Below are 22,511 nucleotides of genomic sequence, written 5' to 3'. Positions count from 1 at the left end.
GCGTTCAGGCGTTGGACGCGGCCGCTGGCCTGGCGGTCATCAGCCACAGCGCCAGCAGGATCGACACCAGGATAAACCCGGAAGCGGCAAAACCCAGGCTGCCGAGGCCGAGGGTGTCGATCACATGCCCGCCGACCATGGCCCCCAGGCCAATGCCCAGGTTGGCCCCGGCGATATTCAACGACGCCGCAAACGCCGGCGCATGGGGTGCGGCCTTCATCAACCGCACATGGCTGACCAGGAACAGCGCCGCCTGGGTCACGCCCCACACCGCCATCGCCGCCGCCAGGCCGACCGTGGAGTGGATCGCAGGTACCAGCGCGACCATGCCGGCGATCATGAAACCGCAGAACACCGTCGAGGCAATCAGCGGGTGACGGTCCACCGCACGCCCGCCCAGGGAGTTGCCGATCAGCCCCACTGCGCCAAAGCCCATCAGGCACCAGCCCACCAGCGTGCCGTCGAAACCGGCCAGGCGCTCAAGGATGTCCGCCAGGTAGGTATACGCCGTGAACATGCCGCTGAACACCAGGACCGACAACAGGATATGGCCTTGCATCAGCGGGTTGCGCAGGATCTTGAACTGCGAGCGCAACGACACCTGGTCGTTCTTCGGCTGGGTCACCGGCAGGTAGATAAACAGCAGCAAGGCCTTGGCCAGCGCGACCACGGCGAGGATCGCAAACGCGGCGCGCCAGCCGAACATATCGGAAATCAACGTGCCCACCGGGATACCGAACACCGTGGCGCAGACGATGCCGAAGCCGATTTTTTCGATGGCGCGCCCGGCGTATTCGGGGCCGACAATATCCACCGCCGTTTCACTGGCCAGGGCCCAGAACACCGGCAGGCCCAGGGCCGGGATCAAGCGCGCCAACGCCATCACCCAGATATTCGGCGCCAATGCGGCCACGGTATTGGCCACGCCGAACAGGAGCAGGATGCTGATAAACAGACGCTTGCGGGGGAAACGGGCGCAGTACGCGGTCAGAAACGGACCAAAGGCCGCCACGGTAAAGGCAAACAAGGTCACCAGCAGGCCGGCCTGGGACACGCTGACGTTGAGGTCCCGGGCGATGGACGGCAACAGGCCGACGATAACGAATTCTGTGGTCAGCACGGTAAAACCGGCGGCCGACAGCAGCAGGATGGGAAACAGCATGAAAACTCCAGAAACGACGACATCAACGACAGCCCGAAGGGCCCGCTGACGGAGAGGAAAGGTGAGAGGGGAGAATCTTAACAGAGTATGTCCGGCTTTTGCGAAGCCCCGGTGACCCAATGCCGCAGCGGCCGGGACAGGTCCAGCGGCATGCTAGACTTCGCGCCCTGCTTCCTACAGCTCTTTCCGCCTGCATTGCTGCGCCCTTAAAAAAACTAGAGACAACCTTTATATGACTGCTGCCCCTTCCCTTTTCCAACGCCTGGCCCGCATCAGCCTGGTCACGCAAATCGTCATCGGCTTGATCGCCGGTATCCTGCTGGCCCTGCTCTTGCCGGAGGCGGCCAAGGCCGCCGGGTTTATCGGCAAGGTATTTGTTGCCGCGCTCAAGGCCGTGGCGCCGATCCTGGTGTTTGTGCTGGTGATGGCGTCGATCGCCAACCATAAACACGGCCAGGAAACCCATATCAAGCCGATCCTGTTCCTGTACCTGCTGGGCACCTTTGCCGCCGCCGTGGTGGCGGTGATTGCCAGCATGTGGTTTCCCTCATCGCTGGTGCTCGCCACCCATGACGCCACCGTGAGCGCTCCCGGCGGCATCGGCGAGGTCTTGCAAAGCCTGCTGTTGAGCGTGGTGGACAACCCCATCAGCGCGCTGATGAACGCCAACTTCATCGGCATCCTGGCCTGGGCCATCGGCATGGGCATTGCCATTCGCCATGCCGGCGAGACCACCCGCACGGTGCTCGACGACCTGTCCAACGGCGTGACCCTGATCGTGCGCGTGGTAATCCGCTTCGCCCCGCTGGGTATCTTCGGCCTGGTGGCTTCGACACTCGCCACTTCGGGCTTCGGCGCCCTGCTCGGCTACGCCCACCTGCTGGTGGTACTGATCGGTTGCATGCTGTTCGTGGCACTGGTGGTCAACCCGGCCATCGTGTTCTGGAAACTGCGCCGCAACCCGTTCCCGCTGGTGCTGATGTGCCTGCGCGAAAGCGGCATCACCGCGTTTTTTACCCGCAGTTCGGCGGCGAATATCCCGGTGAACCTGGCCTTGAGCAAACGCCTGGGCCTGCATGAAGACACCTACTCGGTGTCGATTCCACTGGGTGCCACGATCAACATGGCCGGTGCTGCGATCACCATCACCGTGTTGACCCTGGCGGCCGTGCACACCCTCGGCATTGCCGTGGACCTGCCGACTGCCGTGCTGCTCAGCGTGGTCGCGGCGATCTGTGCCTGCGGTGCGTCGGGTGTGGCCGGCGGCTCGCTGCTGCTGATTCCCCTGGCATGCAGCCTGTTCGGTATCCCCAGCGAAATCGCCATGCAGGTGGTGGCCGTAGGCTTCATCATCGGCGTGTTGCAGGATTCGGCGGAAACCGCGCTCAATTCGTCCACCGATGTGCTGTTTACCGCGGCGGCGTGCCTGGGCAAGGAAGAGCAGTCGGTTTAAAACAGCCAGCGTAAGCAAGCCCGGCGCCGTTCTTCAATGAAGAACGGCGCCGGGCTTTTTTTGTATGGGCTGGTCGGGTTTTCCGTGCCACGTGCTGGCTCGCAACCACGACAAACATTATGTAACACTGCCAACAGATGCCTCGGTCGATAAGGATTGTTCACCGCCATGCTCGGACAGCACCCCCTGATTCAAACACTGTACGACTTCGTATACGCCGAACAGGCCGCCAACTGGCAAAAACTTCAAGAGGTATGGGAACGTCCCTTGAAGGACAAGTTGCTGCAGGGCTGGACACAGGGCTTCGTTCGACTCGAACGTGGCGATACAGCCAAATTACTGTGGGCCTACCTCGACGACAACGAATCGCGCTTTCGTGCAGGTGACTTGCTGCGTCTGCATCTGGGCGATGCCCAAGGCCCGCTGCTATGCCAGGCCATGAAGTTCGAAAAGGAAGAGGATGATCGCTGGCTTCTCAGTTCGGATCAGGCAATGCTCATTTGGGAGAGCTATCAGGAAGGTGTTTGCTACGCGGACCCTGATGGCATGGACCTGACGCCGAAATATCTTCAAACCTTGCAGGATATTGAGAGCGACATACACGGTAACAACGCGATTCTTCCTTTGCTCGGCGATGCTCCCAATATCGGCTTCCATGACGCGGACCTCGAATACGCCGAGCAGATCGCGCTCAAAGAGGGCTGCAACCAGAAACAAGCCGAGGCCGTGGGTTTTGCCTTCGGTGCTGAACAGGTCGCCTGCATTCAAGGTCCACCCGGTACCGGCAAGACCAGAGCCCTTGCCCTGATTGCTCAGTTGCTGGTCGAGCGCGGCGAACGGGTGTTCATCACTTCGCATACACACATGGCCATCAACAACGCTCTGAGTAAGATTGCTGCGCGCGATGTGCCGACCGTCAAGGTCGGTGGCCGCCGGGAAGACCTCGACAAACACGTGGACTGGGCAGCCGAACCGGCCAGATGGGAAGGGATGCCAGAGGCAGGTCAAGGTTATGTGATTGGCGCCACGCCTTTTGCAACGTGTTCCTCATTGTCCAATTACAATTTCGACACGGTGATCTTCGACGAGGCCAGTCAGATCACCGTACCTCTCGCCCTGATGGCGATGCGCAAGGGCAAACGCTTTATTTTCATCGGCGACCAGAAACAACTTCCCCCCGTACTGCTTTCTCGCTCGGTTCTGTCAAAAGAATCCATGTCTGTGTTCGCCCGCCTGACGGCTCAGGATGCCGATCACACGGTAATGCTTGAAGAAACCTACCGGATGAATCGCTGGCTGACCCAGTGGCCCAGCCAAATGTATTACGGCGGGCGATTACGCGCCGCCGGGCGAAACAAGGACCGTCTCCTGTCGCCCATTCATCAGGCAGATGTCAGCGAAGCGCTTGATCCGCAAACCTGCGCGGTGTTCATCCCGACGCAGGACGCAAAAGCGCGGAACCGCAACCCAGCAGACGCCAGGTGCGTCGTCCAGTTGTGCCGGCAAGCGAACGACATGGGGCTGCCACTCCATGAAATCGGCATCGTGACGCCCTACCGTGCTCAGGGTCGAGCCATTCGCAAGGCGCTGGCCAAACAGTTCGGCAGCGAGGCCGCCAGTACAATCGTCGCGGATACTGTCGAGCGTATGCAGGGTCAGGAGCGGGAGTTGGTGATCCTGTCCCTGTGCAGTGGCGACGAAGCGTTTATCAGTGCAATCGGGACATTTTTCTTTCAGCCTGAGCGCCTGAACGTTTCCATCACACGCGCGATGACCAAGCTGATCATCATCGGGCCGGAGCTGCAGCACGGGATCATCTGTTCCAGCGAAACAGCACAGGCCTGGGCTGAGCAATACCGCCAGTTGATCAGCCAATGCCATAAGGTAAATGTCCCGCTATGACTCTTTTCATACCCGAATGGCAGCGCAGCAGCGGCTCCCAGCAACAGTGCAAGCGGGTACTCAAGAAGCTTGAGGATGACTACGTCGTCCGCAAATGCCTGACCCAAGACAGTTGGGCACCGGATTTTTTCCTACAGCGCGGTGAGCTTGAGTGGCTGGCGCTGATGGTGTGCGAGTTGCCGTACGATACGCTGGACCCGGACCAGCTGTTTTTGACCGCAGAGCAGACAGCATTCAGCCAGATGCTGGAGAAACTGGGAACATTCGAAACCCAGGCCGGTATCCCGGCCATGCGCAAGATGGTGGTGATGTGGGGCTGCGACTCCGAGCAAAGTAAAATCCTCTGGTCAAGGCATTGCGAAGGTCGGGGAATCTGGCTGATGTCGAAGAAGACGTTCCTTGAGTCCGGTGCAGAACAACTGCCCAAGCTGCTCAAGGCACTGTCTTCGGAAACCCGGCAGACCCTTATGGGCCGTTACTTTTCCGAGGCCGAAATAGCCGGGCTCCGCTCAACACGCCGTCAGTTTTCGCGCGACAACAGTGCCCGCACGCTGCGCTACTTTCTGGACCCTCAGCAAGAGTGGGCCAGCAAGCTCGACCTGGACCTTCCGGATGAGCAAACGGAAATGGCGGGGGATTTTTCCGTGCGGCTGATCAATGGTGTAGCGGGCAGCGGCAAAACGCTTATTGCTGCCAGTCGCGCCTATATCCTGGCCAGGAAATTCCCTGACCAGCAGGTTCTCATGCTGATTCACAACGTTCCTGTCGTGAAAGATCTGAAACACCGCCTGCAGCGCGTCTATGGGGAAATCCCCAAGAACCTCACCATCATGACGGCGCTGGGCTGGATCTCAAGGCAATGGAGGGCGCTGTTTAAAGAAACACTGAAGATGCCTAAGTTCACTACCGAAGCCATAGGCCTTATTCAGCATTTTCGCGACACGGAATACCGGGAACTGAAACCGGACAATAACCAGTTGCTTGATGAGTTCAACTTTATAAACGACAACGTCGTCATCGACGAGCCTGATTATCTCAAGGCAGAACGGACAGGCCAGGGCTTTGCGCTGCGCAAAGAGGAGCGACAACAGGTCTGGGCGCTGTACGAACGGGTGACCAAAGCCCTGTTCAATCAGCATGGGCTGCGTTTATGGAGCTCGCTCCCCCGTGATCTGTGCCTGGCCAATCGCCCAGACACGCTGGAAGCCTATCAGCACATTCTGGTGGACGAGGCGCAGTTCTTCGCACCGTCGTGGTTCCAACTGATCAAACTCACCCTGGAAAAAACCGAGGGAACGCTGTTTTTATGCGCTGATCCGAATCAGGGCTTTCTGAAGAGCCGCCTTAGCTGGAAACGAGTCGGCCTGGATGTGGCGGGCAAGACCAAAAAGCTGCGCAAATCGTATCGCACCACCCAGGCCATACTAAGCGCTGCCAGCCAGATGTTGGCCGATATTACACAGACCGATCCGGACGAGTATCTGCAACCAGACTTCGACGGTATGGAAGCAGGTACACCGCCGCTGTTTGTTCTGTCTCCCTCTCCACAGGATGCCGTTGTCCAGGCCTGCAATGAAATTGGAGCGCATCGGAACAGCTATGAATTACCGTTGTCGGCAATGTTGCTGCTGTATGGCAAGGGCATAGACAAAGCGTTGTTAATGAAAACCCTGAAGAAGAGTTTCGGCACCGAGCGAATCTGGGACATGAATGATCCAGACGTCGTCCCCGGTCATGATGAGACGCTGCGAATCGCGACGGTTGAAAGTGCAACCGGACTGGAAGCCAACGTAGTGTTTCTGGTTGGGCTGGAAAAATTGCTCAGGATTATCGAGCAGAAGGCTGGCATCACGGCGGACGAGCTGGAACGGAATGCTCGCAAGCTGTATATGGCGATGACTCGCGCAGGCCAACGGCTTGTGCTGATCTCGTCTACCCCGCTACCGGAGAAAATTGCGGGGGTGTTTGTCCACACCGGGATGGAATAAAAAACGCCCAGGGTCATTCGACGAAGAACGGCTCCGGGCGTTTTCCGATGCCTGGGCTTAGAAAGCGCCCATGTAGTCACGCTTGCCCACTTCTACACCGTTGTGACGCAGCAAGGCGTATGCGGTGGTGACGTGGAAGAAGAACTGCGGCAGGCCGTAGGTCAGCAGGTAGGACTGGCCGCTGAAGCGCTTCTCTTTCGGCGTGCCTGGGCGGGTGATGATCTCGATGCCTTCCTTGCCGTCGACTTGCTCGGGCTTGATGGTGTCGACAAACGCCAGCACCTTGGCGATCAGCGCTTGCAGGTCGGCGAAGGTGACTTCGGTGTCTTCGTATTTCGGCACTTCGATCTCAGCCAGGCGTGCGGAAACACCCTTGGCGAAGTCGACGGCGATCTGCACCTGGCGCACCAGTTGGAACATGTCCGGGAACAGCCGCGCTTGCAGCAAGGCGTTGGGTTCGATGTTCTTGGCGGTGGCGTGGGCTTCGGCTTTGTTCAGCACATCGCTCAGGGCGCTGAGCATTTGCTTGAAGACCGGGATGGAGGCGGCGTACAGGGAAATAGTCATGGCAGTCTCATGGGTAGTGGCAGGGTTGGAACCAGCGGCGATTATAGACACGCCAGGCGCTTGTCTTTTATTTTTTCCGGCTTAGGCTAGGCGGGGGCGTTCTCAATTAGTTTCCTCGCCGCGCTGGGGAAACTAATTGAGAACGCCCCCATTCACTGCATAGGGAAAGCGCGATGACCGCCGAGCACGACACCGACACCCCTGAGCCGCGCCTGAACAGCACGGAAATTCGCGTCCTGGGTTGCCTGATCGAAAAACAGGCGACCAACCCGGAAACCTATCCCCTGACCCTCAACGCCCTGGTCCTGGCCTGCAACCAGAAGACCAGCCGCGAGCCGGTGATGAACCTGAGCCAGGGCCAGGTTGGCCAGAGTCTGCGTGCGTTGGAAGGCCAAGGCTTCACGCGCCTGGTGATGGGCAGCCGTGCCGACCGCTGGGAGCATCGCGTGGACAAGGCGCTGGAACTGGTGCCGGCCCAGGTGATCCTGACCGGGCTGCTGTTCTTGCGTGGGCCGCAGACGGTCAACGAACTGCTGACCCGCAGCGGGCGCATGCATGACTTCGAGGATGCCGAGCAGGTGGTGCACCAGCTGGAGCGCCTGATTGCCCGCGGGCTGGCGCTGCTGGTGCCGCGTCAGGCGGGGCAGCGGGAAGATCGCTATACCCATGCGCTGGGGGATCCGGCGGACATCGAGGTGATTATCGCGGCGCGGGGAAGCCCGGTGGAGCGCTCTGCCGGCGCAGTCTCGCTGGATCGTATCGAAGAGCTTGAAGCACGAATTGCAGCTCTGGAGGAGCGATTGGCACAGCTGGAACAGGCCTGACACGGTCAAACATGTGGGAGGGGCTTGCCCCCTCCCACATTTAGAGCTGCAGTGGCCTTCAGTTGCGGGCGAAGGCTACTGCTGCCTGGAACTGTTCATCCGTAGGCCGCACGCCGGTATAAAGCACAAACTGCTCCAACGCCTGGATCGCAATCACCTCCAGCCCAGTGATTACCCGCTTGCCTTTGGCCCGTCCACGCACGATCAGTGGCGTTTCGGCGGGGATCGCCACCACATCGAAGACAGTGTCCGCTGCATCCACGGCATCCGCCTCGAACGCCAGGGCATCCGCCTCGGCCCCGCCGGTCATGCCGATGGGCGTCACGTTGATCAGCATCTGCGGGCGCAAATCGCCCAGTTCCGCCTGCCACTCATACCCCAGGTTATGCGCCAACGCCCGGCCCGCCGCTTCGTTACGCGCCACGATCACACCATTGGCGTAACCGCCATCCCGCAAGGCGCTCGCCACGGCCTTGGCCATACCGCCACTGCCACGCAGGGCGAAGGTCGAATCCTGCGGCACGGCGTGTTTCTTGAGCAATTGTTCGACGGCGATGTAGTCGGTGTTGTAGGCCTTGAGATGGCCATTGGTATTGACGATGGTATTCAGGGAGTCGATGGCTTGAACCGAATCGTCCAGTTCGTCCACTAAGGCAATGGCGGCCTCCTTGAAGGGCATGGACACCCCGCAACCCCGGATGCCCAACGCACGGATACCACCTATCGCGCCGGGCAAATCCTGGCTGCTGAAGGCTTTATAGTAGAAGTTCAGCCCCAGCTGTTCGTACAGGTGGTTATGAAAACGCAAGCCAAAATTCCCAGGGCGGGCCGACAGCGACATGCACAGTTGGGTGTCCTTGTTGGGGTGCATCTGCATGGATAACTCCTTTGAGTAAGCAAATCGGTACAGACCTTACACAACCTTTACCTAGCGGCCGTGCTGTTTTTCAGAAATACGTTGTCTTAAAAGTATCCCCGCGACATTACTTGAGTCTATTGATTGCAGACCACAAGCGCAGGGGCTAACCGAGGAATGACCATGATTCGTACAATCCCCAAGATCGCCTTGCTGGTAGGTGCACTCGCTATGGCAGGCCAAGCCTCCGCCCATGGTGGTGGATGGGGTGGCCCAGCCGTCTTGGGTGCCCTGGTCGGCGCCGCCGTAGTGGGCTCCGTGGTGGCCAGCCAGCCCCGTGAGGTCTATGTGCAGCAGCCGGTCTACGTGCAACCACAGCCGGTGTATGCCGCGCCCCCGCCCGTCTACTACGCACCACCGCCACCGGTGTACGTGCAGCAGGAGGTCTATTATCGCCCGGCGCCGGTCTACTACGGCCCACCGCGTGGCTACTATGGCCCGCCCCACGGCTATTACCGCCGCGGCTGGTAAGTCTCAACCGTCAGCTATGCAACAGGCCTCGCCCACCCGCGGGGCCTTTTCTTGTGGGTAACGTCCGGATTTATCCTGCCAAGGTCGCTCTGAGGACAATGGCCGGGCTGCAATCCCACATGATTAAGGTCGAAAGTCTACTTGCCCGAACGGGGCTCACGCTGTCATGTTTGTGTCACGACACACTCCCACTATCAATCCTGTCCACTCCATAACAACAAGGACGACTGACCATGCCCACACAAAATCCGCACCGCACCGCTGGCCTGTGTACGTCCAGCAAGGTCTACAGCGCCCTCACGGAGCTCAAGCACCTGGAAGGCCACCGCAGCGCCAAGTTCCTCGCGCTGCTGGCGGAAAACCTGGTGCACAAAGGCCTGCTTAATGAGCAGGAAGTGGTGAGCATGCTCGATCAAGTGGTCGACTGAGGCCTTTTGTTGATGTCGACTATCGAGCCAGATGATTTTTCCTGAGCGCCTGTGCCCCGTAAGGTGACCTCCATAGCGATTGGAGGTCCTTATGCCCACTGTTCAAATCATGTCCGTCATCGGCAGCGCCGTCCCTGCCCCGCTTCGAGAGCTGGGTTTATTGGCTTGCTGGTACGTGGTGCGCGACGGCGAAGCCATCAGCGGCCCGCTGACGACTAAAGACGCAGCGGAGAAGCAGTTACAAGCTACAAGCTACAAACTTGAAGCTTGAAGCTTGAAGCTGCCCCTCTACGGCAACGGCAACTTGACCCGCGGCTTGCTTTCGACAAACAACGCCCAACTGGACATGAACAACGCCGCCACCAGCGGCCCGATCACAAATCCGTTGAGGCCGAATACCGACAGGCCGCCCAGGGTCGAGATCAGGATCAGGTAGTCCGGCATCTTGGTGTCCTTGCCCACCAGGATCGGGCGTAATACGTTGTCCACCAGGCCGATCACAAACACGCCGAACAGGCCCAGCACCACACCCTGCCAGATCGAACCGCTCAACAGGAAGTAGGCGGCCACCGGCCCCCACACAATGCCCGCGCCCACGGCCGGCAGCAGTGACAGAAACGCCATCAACACCGCCCACAGCAACGCACTGGGAATGTCCAGGAACCAGAAGATCAAACCACCCAGCGCCCCCTGGGTCACGGCCACCAGCACGTTGCCCTTGACCGTGGCGCGCACCACCCGATTGAACTTGAGCTGCAACCGACGCTTCTGCGGCTCGGCCAGCGGCACCGCCGTGCGGACCTTGCGCACCAGTTCCGGGCCGTCCCGCAGCAGGAAAAACAGCAGGTACAGCATGATGAAAAAACTCACCAGGAAATCAAACGTGCCCTGACCGAAGCTGAACGCCTGGGTCGCAAAGAACTGGCTGCCCTGCATCGCGCTCTTGACGATCTTCTCGCGCAGCCCTTCCAGGTTGCCCATGCCGAAGCGGTCCAGCAGGTGCTGGAAGTACGGCGGCAGGAAGTTCTTGAACTGCTCGATATAGCCGGCCACGTCCAGCTTGCCACTCTCGACGTTTTTGTACAGCGTGGCGCCCTCTTGCACCAGCAATGCGCTGGTAATGATCACCGGCAGGATCGCGATCACCAGGCACACCATCAAGGTGGCCAGGGACGTCAGGTTGCGGTTCCAGCCGAAGCGCTGCTGCAGGCGACGCTGCATCGGCGCAAAGATGATGCCGAGGATCACCGCCCAGAACACTGCACCGTAGAACGGCAGCAATATCCAGATAAAGGCGACGGTCACCAGGGCCAGCAGTAGCAGCAGGGTCTTGAATTGCAGGTTGGTTTGATTCATGTCCGATCCATGTCAGAAAAGCAGGCCGCGCGTGTGCGTCCAGCTGCTTAGTCCACCGCAAATCCCGGGAGTGCCATCTTTGTTGCGGTAAGCGTAGACCCAGATCAATAAAGCCCGGCACATGTTGGGCTACGCTCGCGGCCTTTTGCGATCCGATCCCCATGCCTCTCGTCCTTGCCCCCGAACTGCTCGCCCCCGCCGGCACCCTGAAAAACATGCGCTACGCCTTCGCCTACGGCGCCGATGCAGTCTACGCCGGCCAGCCGCGCTACAGCCTGCGGGTGCGCAACAACGAGTTCGACCACGCCAACCTGGCGCTCGGCATCCAGGAAGCCCACGCGCTGGGCAAGCGGTTCTACGTGGTGGTGAACATCGCGCCACACAATGCCAAGCTCAAGACCTTCCTCAAGGACCTCGCCCCGGTGATCGCCATGGGCCCGGATGCGCTGATCATGTCCGACCCGGGCCTGATCATGCTGGTGCGCCGACACTTCCCGATGATGCCGATCCATCTGTCGGTGCAGGCCAATACGGTGAACTGGGCCAGCGTGGAGTTCTGGCAGCAGCAAGGGATTTGCCGGGTGATCCTGTCACGGGAGCTGTCCCTGGAAGAAATCGGCGAGATTCGCCAGCAGGTGCCGGCCATGGAGCTGGAAGTGTTTGTCCACGGTGCCTTGTGCATGGCCTATTCCGGGCGCTGCCTGCTCTCGGGCTACATGAACAAGCGTGACGCCAACCAGGGCACCTGCACCAATGCCTGCCGCTGGAAATACCAGGCCACCCCGGCGGTGGAAAACGCCACGGGCGATATTGTCCAGGTGTATCAACCGGAACCCACACTGGGGATCGGCGCGCCCACCGACCAGGTGTTCCTGCTGCAGGAAGCCAACCGCCCCGACGAACAGATGCCCGCCTTCGAGGATGAACACGGCACCTACATCATGAACGCCAAGGACCTGCGCGCCGTGCAGCATGTGGAGCGCCTGACCCACATGGGCGTGCATTCGCTGAAGATCGAAGGCCGCACCAAATCGCATTTCTACTGCGCCCGCACGACCCAGGTGTACCGCCAGGCAATCGATGATGCCGTGGCCGGCCGTGCGTTTGACCGCAACTTGATGACCGACCTGGAATCCCTGGCCCAACGCGGCTACACCGAAGGTTTCCTGCGCCGCCACGTGCACGACGAATACCAGAATTACCAGAACGGCAGCTCAGTGTCCGAGCGCCAGCAGTTTGTTGGCGAATTGACCGGCGAGCGCCGCGGCGAGTTGGCCGAGGTCAAGGTGAAGAACCGCTTTGCCGTCGGCAATCATCTGGAATTGATGACCCCCGCCGGCAACTTTCACTTTGACCTGTCCAGTCTGCACAACGCCAAGGGTGAAGCCATCGAAGTGGCGCCGGGGGATGGGCACACGGTGTATGTGCCCCTGCCAGCGCAGGTGGATCTGCGCTTTGGGTTGTTGATGCGCGATCTCTAGATCCTGAACTGCCCCACCAACTGCCCCAACCGCTGGCCCAGGTCCGCCAGACTGCGCGAGGTCTGGGCGCCCAACTGGGTTTCATCGGCCACGCTGTCCACCGCCACGGCAATCTGATGCACGCTGCGGTTGATCTCTTCGGCGACGGCGGTCTGTTCTTCGGCAGCGCTGGCAATCTGCGCGTTCATCGAGTTGATGGTGCCGATCAACTGGGCCATGGTGTCCAGGGACGCCCCGGCTTCGTTGGCCTTAGCCGAGGTGCCGTCGCCGGCATCGCTGGAGCGGCGCATGGCATCCACGGCCGCTTCGGTGCCTTTTTGCAGGCGGTCGATCATGCCCTGGATTTCCTGGGTGCTGGTTTGCGTGCGGCTGGCCAGGGCGCGCACCTCGTCGGCGACCACGGCAAAACCGCGCCCGGCCTCCCCTGCCCGCGCGGCCTCGATCGCCGCGTTGAGGGCCAGCAGGTTGGTTTGTTCGGCAATCGAGCGGATCACGCCGAGCACGCTGACAATCGACGACACGTCCTGCTGCAGGCTGTCGAGGGACACACCGCTGCTGCGGATGTCATTCACCAGCGCATGGATCTGCGCGATGCTGCCGTCCACCACGCGCTTGGCGGCCTGGCCTTCGGCGTCGGTCTGTTGCGCGGCCACGGAGGCGCCCTGGGCACTGCGCGCCACTTCTTGCGCTGCGGAGGACATCTGATTGATGGCGGTGGCCACCTGGTCGGTCTCGTGACGCTGGCGTTCCATGGCCTGCTCAGAACGCTGGGCCTGGTCGGACACCTGGCTGACCAGGCCGGTGAGTTGGGTGGTCATCTCGGTGATCTGGCGCACCAGGCCATGGATCTTGTCGACAAAGCGGTTGAACGCACCAGCCAGGTCGCCCAGCTCGTCCTGGCTGGTGATGGCCAGGCGGCGGGTCAAATCGCCTTCGCCGGCAGCAATGTCGTCGAGGTTGGCTTTCATCAAATGCAGCGGGCGCAAAATGGTGTTGGCCAGCAGCATGCCGGCAGCGGCGATCACCAGCAACACCACCACGGCCACGCCGAGGATGCTCAGCAGCACGCCTTCCATGCGCGTTTTCACTTTGGCTTCGACCACCGCCACCTGGGCTTCGATGCCATCCAGGTTCACCGAGGTACCGATGACCATGTCCCACTTGGGCAGGTATTCGGTGTAGCCCATCTTGGGCACCAGTTCGGTCTGGCCGGGCTGGGTCGAGCTGTATTGCAGGTAGTGGGTGCCGTCCTTGCCGACCTTGACCAGGTCGCGGTTGACGTAGACACCGTTGGGATCACGGTTGTCCTTGAAGCTCTTGCCCACGCCGTCGGGGCTGTTGCCCTTGAACAGGCGGATGGTCTCGGAGTCGTAGCCGAAGAAGTAACCGTCCTTGCCGTAGCTGGTGTTGGACAGCAGCTTGACCACCTCGGCCCGCGCCGCCGTATCGCCGGGGGCGGCCGCGTCATAGAGCGGCTTGATGGTGGTCATGGCCACTTCCACATAACTTTGCAGGGTGGCCTTGGCGTTGTTGAGCAGGCGCTGGCGGGTTTCATCCACCTCATTGCGCGCCTGGCCCTGGAGGATCCACACGGTGGTCAGGCTGATGACCACGGCGAACAGCAACACCGGCACAACGGCGAGGGACAGGACTTTGGCCTTCAGGCTCAGACGCATGGCTTTTCTCTCTTATTGGGCGACTTGAGAGGTTATCGGCCAGCGCCGGTGAATCTGTAGATCAGAGCGTCATCGCCGCCAACCAGCCAAACGCCAGCAATGGGAGGTTGTAGTGCAGGAACGTCGGCACCACGGTGTCCCAGATATGGTGATGCTGGCCGTCGATATTCAGGCCGGAGGTCGGGCCCAGGGTGGAGTCCGAGGCGGGCGAACCGGCATCACCCAGCGCCCCGGCGGTGCCGACGATGCACACGATGGCCAGCGGGCTGAAGCCCAGTTGCACACACAGCGGCACGAAAATCGCCGCCAGGATCGGTACTGTGGAAAACGACGAGCCGATGCCCATGGTCACCAGCAGCCCCACCAGCAACATCAACAACGCCCCCACCCCACGGCTATGGCCGATGAACGCCGCCGAGGTTTCCACCAGCGAGCGTACGTCGCCGGTAGCCTTGAGCACTTCGGCAAAGCCTGACGAGGCGATCATGATGAAGCCGATCATCGCCATCATCTTCATGCCTTCGGTAAACAGGTCGTCGGTGTCGCGCCAGCGCACGATGCCCGAGACCGAGAAGATCAGGAACCCGGCCAAGGCGCCGATAATCATGGAGTCCAGCCACAACTGGATGATGAACGCCGAGGCAATCGCCAGGCCCGCCACCGCCAGGGTCAGCGGGTTGTACTGCACCGCCACTTGCTCGACCCGCTCGATTTTCTCCAGGTCATACACGCGCTTCTTGCGGTAGCTGATAAACACCGCCACCAGCAGCCCGACCACCATGCCCAGCGCCGGCAGGCTCATGGCGTGGGTGACGTTGACCTGGCTGATGTCCACGCCGCTCTTGGCCACGTTGGCCAGCAGGATCTGGTTGAGGAAGATATTGCCGAAGCCCACCGGCAGGAACATGTACGGCGTGATCAGGCCGAAGGTCATCACGCAGGCGATCAGGCGGCGGTCCAACTGCAATTTGGTCAGCACATACAACAGGGGCGGCACCAGCAACGGGATAAACGCGATATGGATCGGCAGGATGTTCTGCGACGCAATCGCGACCACCCACAGCAGGCCGATCAGCAGCCATTTGACGTGGTTGCCGCCGCTGGCTTGCTGACGGTCGACCAGCAGCAAGGCCCTGTCCGCCAGGGCGTGGGCCAGGCCGGACTTGGCAATCGCCACGGCGAAAGCGCCGAGCAAGGCGTAGGACAAGGCCACGGTCGCCCCCCCTCCCAAGCCACCGTTGAACGCCTTGAGCGTGGCCTCGATGCCCAGGCCACCGGTCAGGCCGCCCACCAGGGCGCCGACAATAATGGCGATGACCACATGCACGCGGGACAGGCTGAGCACCAGCATGGTGCCGACCGCGGCGATGACTGCGTTAATCATGGTTACCTCAAGCAGAAACATACAAAACAGGCATGCCCGCGCCCGGGCGGCCATCGGATGGCAGCCGGCGTGCAGGCTTGAAGGAGGTCTTATTAGAGGGCGCGCACTGTGCAGCAGGTCGCGCCCCATGTCAAAAAGCGACGCCGCTTTCAGGTTTAAATTGATCGTTTGAATAAAGAAAATTCCAGATCGGCCGATAACCGTGCTCTATGTGTTTTCAGGTAAGGATGTACCGATGTCCCTCAGACAGCTCTCCATTCAATGGAAAATCACCCTGCTCGCCGGCCTGTGCCTGCTGGGGATCGTGACCCTGCTGGTGGGTTTGTCGTTGTACCGCATGGCGCAGAGTTCCGAGCAGGTCAAGGCTTCCAGCATGCAGATGCTCGATGAAGCGGCCCAGGCTCGCATCGAGGCCCAAGGTGAGGTGCAGGCCGCGGGCATCCGCCGGCAATTCATGGACGCCTATCAATATGGGCACGGGTTTTCCCGCCAGGTCCTGTTCCTGCGTGAGCAAGCCGAAAAACGCTTCCTCGACGCCTTCGACACCCGCGAAGACCTGACCCGCCAGGTCAAGGCCGCATTGCAGGCCAACCCGGAACTGCTGGGCCTGTCCCTGGTATTCGAAGCCAATGCGCTGGATGGCAAGGATGAGTTGTTTGCCGACCAGGCCGAACTGGGCAGCAACGACAAGGGCCGCTTCGCCCTGTACTGGTCGCAGCCGACGCCGGGCACGCTGACATCGATGGCACTGCCGGAAAGCGACATGTCCGACACCCGCGTCGGCCCCAGCGGCGAACCGGCCAACGCCTGGTTCACCTGCCCGCGCAGCACCCTCAAGCCGTGTGTGATCGAACCGTACTTTTATGTGATCGACGGGCAAAACGTGCTGATGACCAGCATCGTGTTTCCGTTGACGGTCAATGGCAAGGTGATCGCTTCGCTGTCGGTGGACATCAACCTCAACAGCCTGCAGGCCGTGAGCCAGCAGGCCAGCCAGAAGCTGTATGACGGCCAGACCCAGGTCAGTATCCTCAGCCCCACCGGTTTGCTTGCCGGCTACAGCGCGGACGCCAGCCAGTTGAGCAAACGCCTGGATCAGGTCGATACGCAAAGCGGCGCGCAATTGATCAGCGCCCTGGCCGGCGGGACACAGACCCGCAGTCTGCGCACCGACCATCAACTCAAGGTGCTGGCGCCGTTCGCGCCGATTCCCGACGGCAAGCCATGGGGGGTGTTGCTGAATGTACCGGAAAAAGTCCTGGTGGGGCCGGCTGAAGCACTGAAGACCCAGATGGACGCCGATAATACCCGCGGCACCCTGCTGGAACTGGGCTTGGGCCTGCTGGCTGCCGTGATCGGCCTGATCCTGGTCTGGCTGATGGCCCGCAGCGTGACCCGACCGATCCTCGGCGTGGCCCATATGCTTGAAGACATCGCCAGCGGCGAAGGCGACCTGACCCGCCGCTTGCCGTATGACAAACAGGACGAACTGGGCCAGCTCGCCGGCTGGTTCAACCGTTTCCTCGACAAGCTGCAACCCATCATTGCCGAAGTCAAACGCTCGGTGCAGGACGCCCGTGGCACCGCCGACCAGTCCGCCGCGATTGCGACGCAAACCAGCGCCGGCATGGAGCAGCAGTACCGCCAGGTCGACCAGGTGGCCACCGCCTCCCACGAAATGAGCGCCACAGCCCAGGACGTGGCCCGCAGCGCCGCCCAGGCGGCCCAGGCCGCGCGGGATGCCGACCAGGCTACCCGCGACGGCCTGACAGTGATCGACCGCACCACCACCAACATCGGCCAACTGGCGGCCGATATGAGCACCGCCATGGCCCAGGTCGAAGGCCTGTCTGCCAACAGTGAGAAGATCGGCTCCGTGCTCGAAGTGATTCGCGGCATCGCCGAGCAAACCAACCTGCTGGCGCTCAACGCGGCAATCGAAGCCGCCCGCGCCGGTGAGGCCGGCCGGGGGTTTGCCGTGGTCGCCGACGAGGTACGCAACCTGGCACGGCGGACCCAGGAGTCGGTGGAGGAAACCCGCCTGGTGATCGAGCAATTGCAGAGCGGTACCGAAGAGGTCGTCGGCTCCATGGGCAACAGCTATCGCCAGGCCCAGGGCAGTGTCGAACAGGTCGGCGAGGCCGTTACCGCCCTGCGCCAGATCGGCGATGCGGTCACGGTGATCAGCGACATGAACCTGCAAATCGCCAGCGCTGCCGAAGAACAAAGCGCGGTGGCCGAAGAGATCAACCACAATGTGGCGACCATTCGCGATGTGACCGAGTCGTTGTCGGAACAGGCCAATGAGTCGGCGCGGGTGAGCCAGGCGTTGAACAGCCTGGCCAATCAGCAGCAGGGGTTGATGGACCAGTTCCGCGTCTGAGTGATCGCTCCTACGCGTGGATACCGTCTTATCCAACACCACACACATCCGTAGCAGCTGCCGAGCCTTGGCGAGGCTGCGTAGGCCGCGACTCGAGCTTGAATCGGCAGCTGCGGATTTGCGCGGTGTTGGATAAGACGGTATCTACGGGGGTGTTTTCAGATCTGGCGGCGTGGCAATTCGATCAGTGCCTTGAGCCCGCCCAGCTCGCTCTCCTGCAACTGCAACATCCCGCCCCACACCTCGACAATGTCGCGCACGATCCCCAGCCCCAGGCCATGGCCGTCGATCTGTTCGTCCAGGCGTGCACCGCGGCTGAAGACCTGGTCACGCTGGGCCTCGGGAATCCCGGGACCGTCATCTTCCACCGCCAGCAGGTAAGCATGCGGCGTCTCGCTGACGCTCACGCGCACCTCCGCATCCGCCCATTTGCAGGCGTTGTCCAGCAGGTTGCCGAGCAGCTCCAGCAGGTCTTCGCGGTCCCAGGGCAGTTGCAGACCCGGCGCGACGTGGTAACTGAGGTCCAGGTGTTCGCCATGGATCATGTTCAACGTGGCGAGCAGGCCGGGCAGTTCTTGTTCACAGTCGAACAAGGCACCCGGCAGGGTTTCGCCGGCCAGCCGGGCGCGATTGAGTTCACGGTTGAGGCGTTGTTGCACCTGCTCCAATTGTTCGCGCAGCAGTTTGCTCAGTTCGGGGTGATCCTTGAGCGCCTCGCTCGAGGCGGCGCTCAACAGCACCGCCAGCGGGGTTTTCAGCGCATGCCCAAGGTTGCCGAGGGCATTGCGCGAACGTTTGAGACTGTCTTCGGTGTGGGCCAGCAGGTGGTTGATCTGGGCGACCAGTGGTTCCAGTTCCAGCGGCACCTGGGTGTCGAGTTGCGAGCGTTGGCCTTGTTGCAGTTGGGCGATCTGGTTACGCGCGTTTTCCAGCGGGCGCAAGGCGCGACGTACGGTGACTCGCTGCAAAAACAACACCAGCAGCAGTGCCGCCAGCCCCAGCACCAGGCCGATCCGACGCATCAGGCGAAAACTTTCCCGCACCGGGGTGTAGTCCTGGGCCACGCTGATGGAAATCGATTGGCCAAAGCGCTTGTAGTCCGAACGCAGCACCAGCAATTGCTGGCCTTCGGGCCCCAATTGCAGGTTGCCCTTGAGCCCGGCCTCGGGCAGTCGGGGCAATTCCTGGTCCCACAGCGAACGGGAGCGCCAGTGAGTGTCGGCAAAATCGATACGGAAATAATGCCCGGAAAACGGCCGCTGGTAGGCCGGCGACAGGCGCTGCTCATCCAGTTGCACACCGTTGGGCCCGCGTACCAGGGCGACCAGCAGGTTCTCGGCATCGTTGCGCAACCCCGCTTCCAGGTAGCGTTGCAAACCGGCCTCGAACAACCACAGGCTGGTTTGCGCCAGTACCACGCCGACGATCACCATCACGCTGATCAGGCCCAGGCTCAGGCGGCGCTGAATCGACTTCATGCAGGGCTGGCGCCAAAGCGGTAACCCTGGCCCCGCCGGGTTTCGATCACGCTGCGGCCGAGTTTGCGGCGCAGGTGGTTGACGTGCACTTCCAGCACGTTGGAGTCGCGCTCGGTCTCGCCGTCGTACAGGTGCTCGGCCAGGTGGCTTTTCGAGAGGATCTGTTCGGGGTGCAGCATGAAGTAGCGCAACAGGCGAAATTCTGCGGCGGTCAGTTGGATCTCGTCGCCATCGCGCAGCACGCACTGGCGGCCTTCGTCCAGGTGCAGGCCGGCAGCTTGCAAGGTGGGTTGGTTGGCCTGCCCGTGGGAGCGGCGCAACAGCGCCTGGATGCGCAGGTGCAGCTCTTCGGGGTGAAACGGTTTGCTCAGGTAATCGTCGGCACCGGCCTTGAGCCCTTCGATGCGCTCGGCCCAGGAGTCGCGGGCGGTGAGGATCAACACCGGGGTGGTCAGCGCGGCGGCGCGCCATTGCGCCAGCACCTCAAGGCCGGGCAAACCGGGCAGGCCGAGGTCGAGGATGATCAGGTCGTAGGGTTCGCTGCGGCCCTGATACGCGGCGTCACGGCCGTCGGCCAGCCAGTCGACGGCATAACCCTGGCGCTGCAGGCCGGCCAGCAGTTCATCGGCCAGGGGTACGTTGTCTTCCACCAGGAGCAGGCGCATCAGTCTTCCTCATCTTTGATCAGTACACCGTTGGTGGCGTCGAGTTTGATCTCGCGCACCACGCCGTCGGTGGTCACCAGTTCCACTTCGTAGGCATATTGGCCGTGCTTTTTCTCAAGCTCGGCTTCCAGCAGGCGCGAGCCGGGATACCGCGCCATGGCCTGCTGCAACAGTTGCTCCAGAGGCAGGATCACCCCCTGCTGGCGCAGCGCCAAGGCTTCGTCCTGGTTGAGGTCGCGGGCCTGCAAGCCTGAGCAGAACACCACCAGCACCAACGCCACTCGACTGCCGGCGCGTAAATTTACCTTCATTACGTATCCTGATGATTCTTGAGAACCTGCCCGGTAAGCGCGTCCAATTCGACCTCCCATTCAATGCCGTCGGCATCTTGCAGTTCGACTTCATAGACATACTTGCCGTAAGCCTCGTCCAGGTCGGTGTCCAACAGCGTTGAACCGGGGTGCAGGGCCTGGGCTGTGGCTTCGAGCTGGTCGAAAGCGACAATTGTAACAGTGGCGGGCACGATCAGTGGTTTGTCGGGGTCCACGGCTCCGGCCTGAGTCGCCGTGGAGGCGATGATAGCGGCGGCGACCAGAGCAGTGAGGCGTTTCATGATGAGTCTCCGTTACACGATGTTTTTCCTACGCCGGCCACGGTAGCGGCTGCAACTTAACTGAAACTGAATTGCCACCATGGCAATTTCCAGCAGGCGCGACGGGCTACGATGTTTATTCAGGACTCACGCGGTATCGTTAACGTTTTTCGCGAGCACGCTTGCGCCTACACCTCGCTTCAACAGAGACCGGTATGACAGCCATCCATATCAAGTTCCCCGCCCTGACCCTCAAGGCCGGCAAACGCGCCTTTGCGCACATTCGCGAACAGGGTTTCAAGCCTGCGGATGTCGGCATCCTTCCCGGTGCGGCCGGCGGCCCCAAGGCGCTGGGGATCCAGGGCCTGGACCTGGCGCTGTTCGGCGACTGGCTGCCGCGCGCACCGCGGGAGCGGGCGTTGATCGGCGCATCGATCGGTTCCTGGCGGTTTGCCAGCGCCTGCCTGCCCGACCCGGTGCAAGGCCTGCTGGACCTCGGCCGCCTGTACAACGAACAACGCTTTGCCAAAGGCGTGACCATGGCCGAAGTCAGCCGCAGCTGCCAGCGCATGCTCGACGACCTGCTGGCCGGCCGCGATGCACGGGTGCTGGACAACCCCGACTACCGGCTGAACATCATGGTGGTCAAGAGCCACGGCCTGCTCGCCGATGACCACCGTGGGCGCCTGGGTTTGGGCCTGTCATCGGTGATTGCCGACAACCTGCGCGGCCGTGCGCGGCTGGCGCGGCATTTCGAGCGGCTGATCATCCACGACCCGCGCCAGGCACCGCCGGTGCACCCGCTGAAGGATTTTCCATCGCGCTTTCTTGAGCTGGACATGGGTAACCTGCGCCAGGCGCTGCTGGCGTCCGGGTCGATCCCCATGGTGATGCAAGGCGTGCGCGACCTGCCCGGAGCCGGCACCGGCACTTACCGCGACGGCGGCCTGCTGGACTACCACCTCGACCTGCCCTACCACGGCGACGACATCGTGCTGTACCCGCACTTCACCGACCGGGTCATCCCCGGCTGGTTCGACAAGGGCCTGCCATGGCGGCGCAGCAACCCACAAGGCTTGCAGGATGTGTTGCTGCTGGCGCCGTCCAGGGACTACCTGGCCCGCCTGCCCCACTGCAAACTGCCGGACCGCAGCGACTTCAAGCGCTTCATGGGCGACGACCCGAGCCGCAACAAGTACTGGCAAACCGCGATGAGCGAGAGCCGGCGGCTGGGGGATGAGTTTCTGCAGCTGGCCGATAACGGTGGCCTGGGCGAGCGCTTGCAGGCGCTTTGACCCAGCGGTATGCGCGGCATGGGATCAAGCTGTTAAACTCGCCGCCTGCCAGATACCTGACCGAGCTGAAAATACTGTGGAAATCTTCAAAGAGTTTACCTTCGAGTCCGCCCACCGCCTGCCCCACGTACCGGAAGGCCACAAGTGCGGGCGCCTGCATGGGCATTCGTTCAAGGTGGCGATCCACCTGAGCGGCGACCTGGATCCCCATACCGGCTGGATTCGTGACTTCTCGGAGATCAAGGCGATTTTCAAGCCGCTCTACGAACGCCTCGACCACAACTACCTCAATGACATCCCAGGCCTGGAAAACCCCACCAGCGAAGTGCTGACCAAGTGGATCTGGACTGAACTCAAGCCGCTGCTGCCGGAGCTCAGTGCGATCCGCATCCACGAGACCTGCACCAGTGGCTGCATCTATCGCGGCGAGTAAACCTGCGCTGTTAAAAAACCACCCTTGCGGTGGTTTTTTTGTGCCTCCCGTAGCACC

Annotated in this window: 21 protein-coding genes and 2 pseudogenes; 12 read left to right on the top strand and 11 right to left on the bottom strand. The window is 61.5% G+C overall.

All coding sequences use genetic code 11. The features are described 5' to 3' along the window. Positions 1–4: 4 nt before the first annotated feature. Complete coding sequence (locus tag BLW22_RS07940) at positions 5–1,162, bottom strand: MFS transporter (protein ID WP_074845310.1); 1,158 nt, start codon at positions 1,160–1,162, stop codon at positions 5–7. A gap of 232 nt (positions 1,163–1,394) precedes the next feature. Here BLW22_RS07940 and sstT point away from each other — a divergent pair, with 232 nt between their 5' ends. The 3 genes from sstT to BLW22_RS07925 all read left to right on the top strand — a co-directional run bounded on the left by sstT (position 1,395) and on the right by BLW22_RS07925 (position 6,505). Next, positions 1,395–2,615: a serine/threonine transporter SstT gene (sstT, locus tag BLW22_RS07935; RefSeq protein ID WP_065926950.1), complete on the top strand. Its 1,221-nt coding sequence runs from the start codon at positions 1,395–1,397 to the stop codon at positions 2,613–2,615. Positions 2,616–2,783: 168 nt separating this feature from the next. Then, the gene (locus tag BLW22_RS07930) at positions 2,784–4,517 is read left to right on the top strand and encodes a DEAD/DEAH box helicase (RefSeq protein ID WP_074845307.1); all 1,734 of its coding nucleotides are present in this window, start codon (positions 2,784–2,786) and stop codon (positions 4,515–4,517) included. Next, positions 4,514–6,505, top strand: a complete 1,992-nt coding sequence (locus BLW22_RS07925) for a 3'-5' exonuclease (protein ID WP_074845304.1) — start codon at positions 4,514–4,516, stop codon at positions 6,503–6,505. Before BLW22_RS07930 ends, BLW22_RS07925 begins: the two co-directional genes overlap by 4 nt. 57 nt (positions 6,506–6,562) lie before the next feature. Here the strand turns inward: BLW22_RS07925 and BLW22_RS07920 are convergent, their stop codons facing one another. Then, complete coding sequence (locus BLW22_RS07920) at positions 6,563–7,072, bottom strand: DUF1993 domain-containing protein (RefSeq protein ID WP_065926947.1); 510 nt, start codon at positions 7,070–7,072, stop codon at positions 6,563–6,565. A 173-nt stretch (positions 7,073–7,245) separates the two neighbouring features. On the opposite strand from BLW22_RS07920, the gene BLW22_RS07915 reads away from it, so the two are divergent. Next, the gene (locus BLW22_RS07915; RefSeq protein ID WP_065926946.1) at positions 7,246–7,896 is read left to right on the top strand and encodes a YceH family protein; all 651 of its coding nucleotides are present in this window, start codon (positions 7,246–7,248) and stop codon (positions 7,894–7,896) included. Between the two features lie 58 nt (positions 7,897–7,954). Here BLW22_RS07915 and BLW22_RS07910 read toward each other — a convergent pair whose 3' ends face one another. Further along, positions 7,955–8,773 (bottom strand): shikimate 5-dehydrogenase, encoded by an 819-nt coding sequence (locus tag BLW22_RS07910; protein WP_074845302.1) that lies wholly within the window; start codon positions 8,771–8,773, stop codon positions 7,955–7,957. Positions 8,774–8,929: 156 nt separating this feature from the next. On the opposite strand from BLW22_RS07910, the gene BLW22_RS07905 reads away from it, so the two are divergent. The 3 genes from BLW22_RS07905 to BLW22_RS07895 all read left to right on the top strand — a co-directional run bounded on the left by BLW22_RS07905 (position 8,930) and on the right by BLW22_RS07895 (position 9,982). Then, complete coding sequence (locus tag BLW22_RS07905) at positions 8,930–9,283, top strand: hypothetical protein (RefSeq protein ID WP_027603153.1); 354 nt, start codon at positions 8,930–8,932, stop codon at positions 9,281–9,283. A 233-nt stretch (positions 9,284–9,516) separates the two neighbouring features. Further along, positions 9,517–9,711, top strand: coding sequence for a hypothetical protein (locus tag BLW22_RS07900; RefSeq protein WP_027603152.1), 195 nt, complete (start codon positions 9,517–9,519; stop codon positions 9,709–9,711). Between the two features lie 91 nt (positions 9,712–9,802). Beyond that, on the top strand, positions 9,803–9,982 hold the full coding sequence (locus tag BLW22_RS07895) for a hypothetical protein (RefSeq protein WP_065926944.1): 180 nt from the start codon (positions 9,803–9,805) through the stop codon (positions 9,980–9,982). A gap of 17 nt (positions 9,983–9,999) precedes the next feature. Here the strand turns inward: BLW22_RS07895 and BLW22_RS07890 are convergent, their stop codons facing one another. Then, entirely contained in the window at positions 10,000–11,067 is a 1,068-nt protein-coding gene (locus tag BLW22_RS07890; RefSeq protein WP_027603150.1) for an AI-2E family transporter, read from the bottom strand. 161 nt (positions 11,068–11,228) lie between these two features. Between BLW22_RS07890 and trhP the strand changes: the two genes are divergently transcribed. Further along, positions 11,229–12,548 carry a prephenate-dependent tRNA uridine(34) hydroxylase TrhP gene (gene trhP / locus BLW22_RS07885; RefSeq protein WP_065926943.1) on the top strand — a complete coding sequence of 440 codons (1,320 nt, stop codon included), beginning with the start codon at positions 11,229–11,231 and terminating at the stop codon, positions 12,546–12,548. Here the strand turns inward: trhP and BLW22_RS35890 are convergent. From BLW22_RS35890 to BLW22_RS07875, 3 genes and pseudogenes are all read right to left on the bottom strand, one after another. After that, a complete protein-coding gene (locus BLW22_RS35890; protein ID WP_370671271.1) occupies positions 12,545–13,300 on the bottom strand; it encodes a methyl-accepting chemotaxis protein in 756 nt (251 codons plus the stop codon). The two genes, trhP and BLW22_RS35890, sit on opposite strands and share 4 nt — an antisense overlap. A 102-nt stretch (positions 13,301–13,402) precedes the next feature. Beyond that, positions 13,403–14,224 (bottom strand): annotated as a pseudogene (locus BLW22_RS35885) (cache domain-containing protein); the annotation flags it as partial. A gap of 61 nt (positions 14,225–14,285) precedes the next feature. Then, positions 14,286–15,605 carry a Na+/H+ antiporter family protein gene (locus tag BLW22_RS07875; RefSeq protein WP_161985740.1) on the bottom strand — a complete coding sequence of 440 codons (1,320 nt, stop codon included), beginning with the start codon at positions 15,603–15,605 and terminating at the stop codon, positions 14,286–14,288. A 238-nt stretch (positions 15,606–15,843) separates the two neighbouring features. Here BLW22_RS07875 and BLW22_RS35880 point away from each other — a divergent pair. Further along, positions 15,844–17,133, top strand: a pseudogene (locus BLW22_RS35880) (methyl-accepting chemotaxis protein); the annotation flags it as partial. Between the two features lie 102 nt (positions 17,134–17,235). Then, positions 17,236–17,991: a methyl-accepting chemotaxis protein gene (locus BLW22_RS35875; protein WP_370671270.1), complete on the top strand. Its 756-nt coding sequence runs from the start codon at positions 17,236–17,238 to the stop codon at positions 17,989–17,991. Positions 17,992–18,149: 158 nt separating this feature from the next. Here BLW22_RS35875 and BLW22_RS07865 read toward each other — a convergent pair whose 3' ends face one another. Genes BLW22_RS07865 through BLW22_RS07850 form a run of 4 tightly spaced genes read right to left on the bottom strand, consistent with a single transcriptional unit; the run spans position 18,150 to position 20,747 of the window. Then, positions 18,150–19,469, bottom strand: coding sequence for a sensor histidine kinase (locus BLW22_RS07865; protein ID WP_074845296.1), 1,320 nt, complete (start codon positions 19,467–19,469; stop codon positions 18,150–18,152). Then, entirely contained in the window at positions 19,466–20,134 is a 669-nt protein-coding gene (locus tag BLW22_RS07860) for a response regulator transcription factor (RefSeq protein WP_065926938.1), read from the bottom strand. Before BLW22_RS07860 ends, BLW22_RS07865 begins: the two co-directional genes overlap by 4 nt. After that, positions 20,134–20,445, bottom strand: coding sequence for a PepSY domain-containing protein (locus BLW22_RS07855; RefSeq protein WP_027603140.1), 312 nt, complete (start codon positions 20,443–20,445; stop codon positions 20,134–20,136). Before BLW22_RS07855 ends, BLW22_RS07860 begins: the two co-directional genes overlap by 1 nt. Further along, a complete protein-coding gene (locus BLW22_RS07850; protein ID WP_065926937.1) occupies positions 20,445–20,747 on the bottom strand; it encodes a PepSY domain-containing protein in 303 nt (100 codons plus the stop codon). Before BLW22_RS07850 ends, BLW22_RS07855 begins: the two co-directional genes overlap by 1 nt. Positions 20,748–20,941: 194 nt before the next feature. Here BLW22_RS07850 and BLW22_RS07845 point away from each other — a divergent pair, with 194 nt between their 5' ends. After that, complete coding sequence (locus BLW22_RS07845; RefSeq protein ID WP_074845293.1) at positions 20,942–22,021, top strand: patatin-like phospholipase domain-containing protein; 1,080 nt, start codon at positions 20,942–20,944, stop codon at positions 22,019–22,021. 76 nt (positions 22,022–22,097) lie between these two features. After that, complete coding sequence (queD, locus tag BLW22_RS07840) at positions 22,098–22,454, top strand: 6-carboxytetrahydropterin synthase QueD (protein WP_074845290.1); 357 nt, start codon at positions 22,098–22,100, stop codon at positions 22,452–22,454. The last annotated feature ends 57 nt before the right edge of the window (positions 22,455–22,511 follow it).

Origin of the sequence: Pseudomonas marginalis (assembly GCF_900105325.1) — a bacterium.
GTDB lineage: Bacteria > Pseudomonadota > Gammaproteobacteria > Pseudomonadales > Pseudomonadaceae > Aquipseudomonas > Aquipseudomonas marginalis.
This window is presented reverse-complemented; position numbering and strand designations above follow the sequence as displayed.

Bases quoted from the DNA above. Each gene is read 5' to 3' on its own strand.
- BLW22_RS07940 (WP_074845310.1), bottom strand. From the start codon at position 1,162: ATGCTGTTTCCCATCCTGCTGCTGTCGGCCGCCGGTTTTACCGTGCTG.
- sstT (WP_065926950.1), top strand. From the start codon at position 1,395: ATGACTGCTGCCCCTTCCCTTTTCCAACGCCTGGCCCGCATCAGCCTG.
- BLW22_RS07930 (WP_074845307.1), top strand. From the start codon at position 2,784: ATGCTCGGACAGCACCCCCTGATTCAAACACTGTACGACTTCGTATAC.
- BLW22_RS07925 (WP_074845304.1), top strand. From the start codon at position 4,514: ATGACTCTTTTCATACCCGAATGGCAGCGCAGCAGCGGCTCCCAGCAA.
- BLW22_RS07920 (WP_065926947.1), bottom strand. From the start codon at position 7,072: ATGACTATTTCCCTGTACGCCGCCTCCATCCCGGTCTTCAAGCAAATG.
- BLW22_RS07915 (WP_065926946.1), top strand. From the start codon at position 7,246: ATGACCGCCGAGCACGACACCGACACCCCTGAGCCGCGCCTGAACAGC.
- BLW22_RS07910 (WP_074845302.1), bottom strand. From the start codon at position 8,773: ATGCAGATGCACCCCAACAAGGACACCCAACTGTGCATGTCGCTGTCG.
- BLW22_RS07905 (WP_027603153.1), top strand. From the start codon at position 8,930: ATGACCATGATTCGTACAATCCCCAAGATCGCCTTGCTGGTAGGTGCA.
- BLW22_RS07900 (WP_027603152.1), top strand. From the start codon at position 9,517: ATGCCCACACAAAATCCGCACCGCACCGCTGGCCTGTGTACGTCCAGC.
- BLW22_RS07895 (WP_065926944.1), top strand. From the start codon at position 9,803: ATGCCCACTGTTCAAATCATGTCCGTCATCGGCAGCGCCGTCCCTGCC.
- BLW22_RS07890 (WP_027603150.1), bottom strand. From the start codon at position 11,067: ATGAATCAAACCAACCTGCAATTCAAGACCCTGCTGCTACTGCTGGCC.
- trhP (WP_065926943.1), top strand. From the start codon at position 11,229: ATGCCTCTCGTCCTTGCCCCCGAACTGCTCGCCCCCGCCGGCACCCTG.
- BLW22_RS35890 (WP_370671271.1), bottom strand. From the start codon at position 13,300: ATGGAACGCCAGCGTCACGAGACCGACCAGGTGGCCACCGCCATCAAT.
- BLW22_RS35875 (WP_370671270.1), top strand. From the start codon at position 17,236: ATGGAGCAGCAGTACCGCCAGGTCGACCAGGTGGCCACCGCCTCCCAC.
- BLW22_RS07865 (WP_074845296.1), bottom strand. From the start codon at position 19,469: ATGAAGTCGATTCAGCGCCGCCTGAGCCTGGGCCTGATCAGCGTGATG.
- BLW22_RS07860 (WP_065926938.1), bottom strand. From the start codon at position 20,134: ATGCGCCTGCTCCTGGTGGAAGACAACGTACCCCTGGCCGATGAACTG.
- BLW22_RS07855 (WP_027603140.1), bottom strand. From the start codon at position 20,445: ATGAAGGTAAATTTACGCGCCGGCAGTCGAGTGGCGTTGGTGCTGGTG.
- BLW22_RS07850 (WP_065926937.1), bottom strand. From the start codon at position 20,747: ATGAAACGCCTCACTGCTCTGGTCGCCGCCGCTATCATCGCCTCCACG.
- BLW22_RS07845 (WP_074845293.1), top strand. From the start codon at position 20,942: ATGACAGCCATCCATATCAAGTTCCCCGCCCTGACCCTCAAGGCCGGC.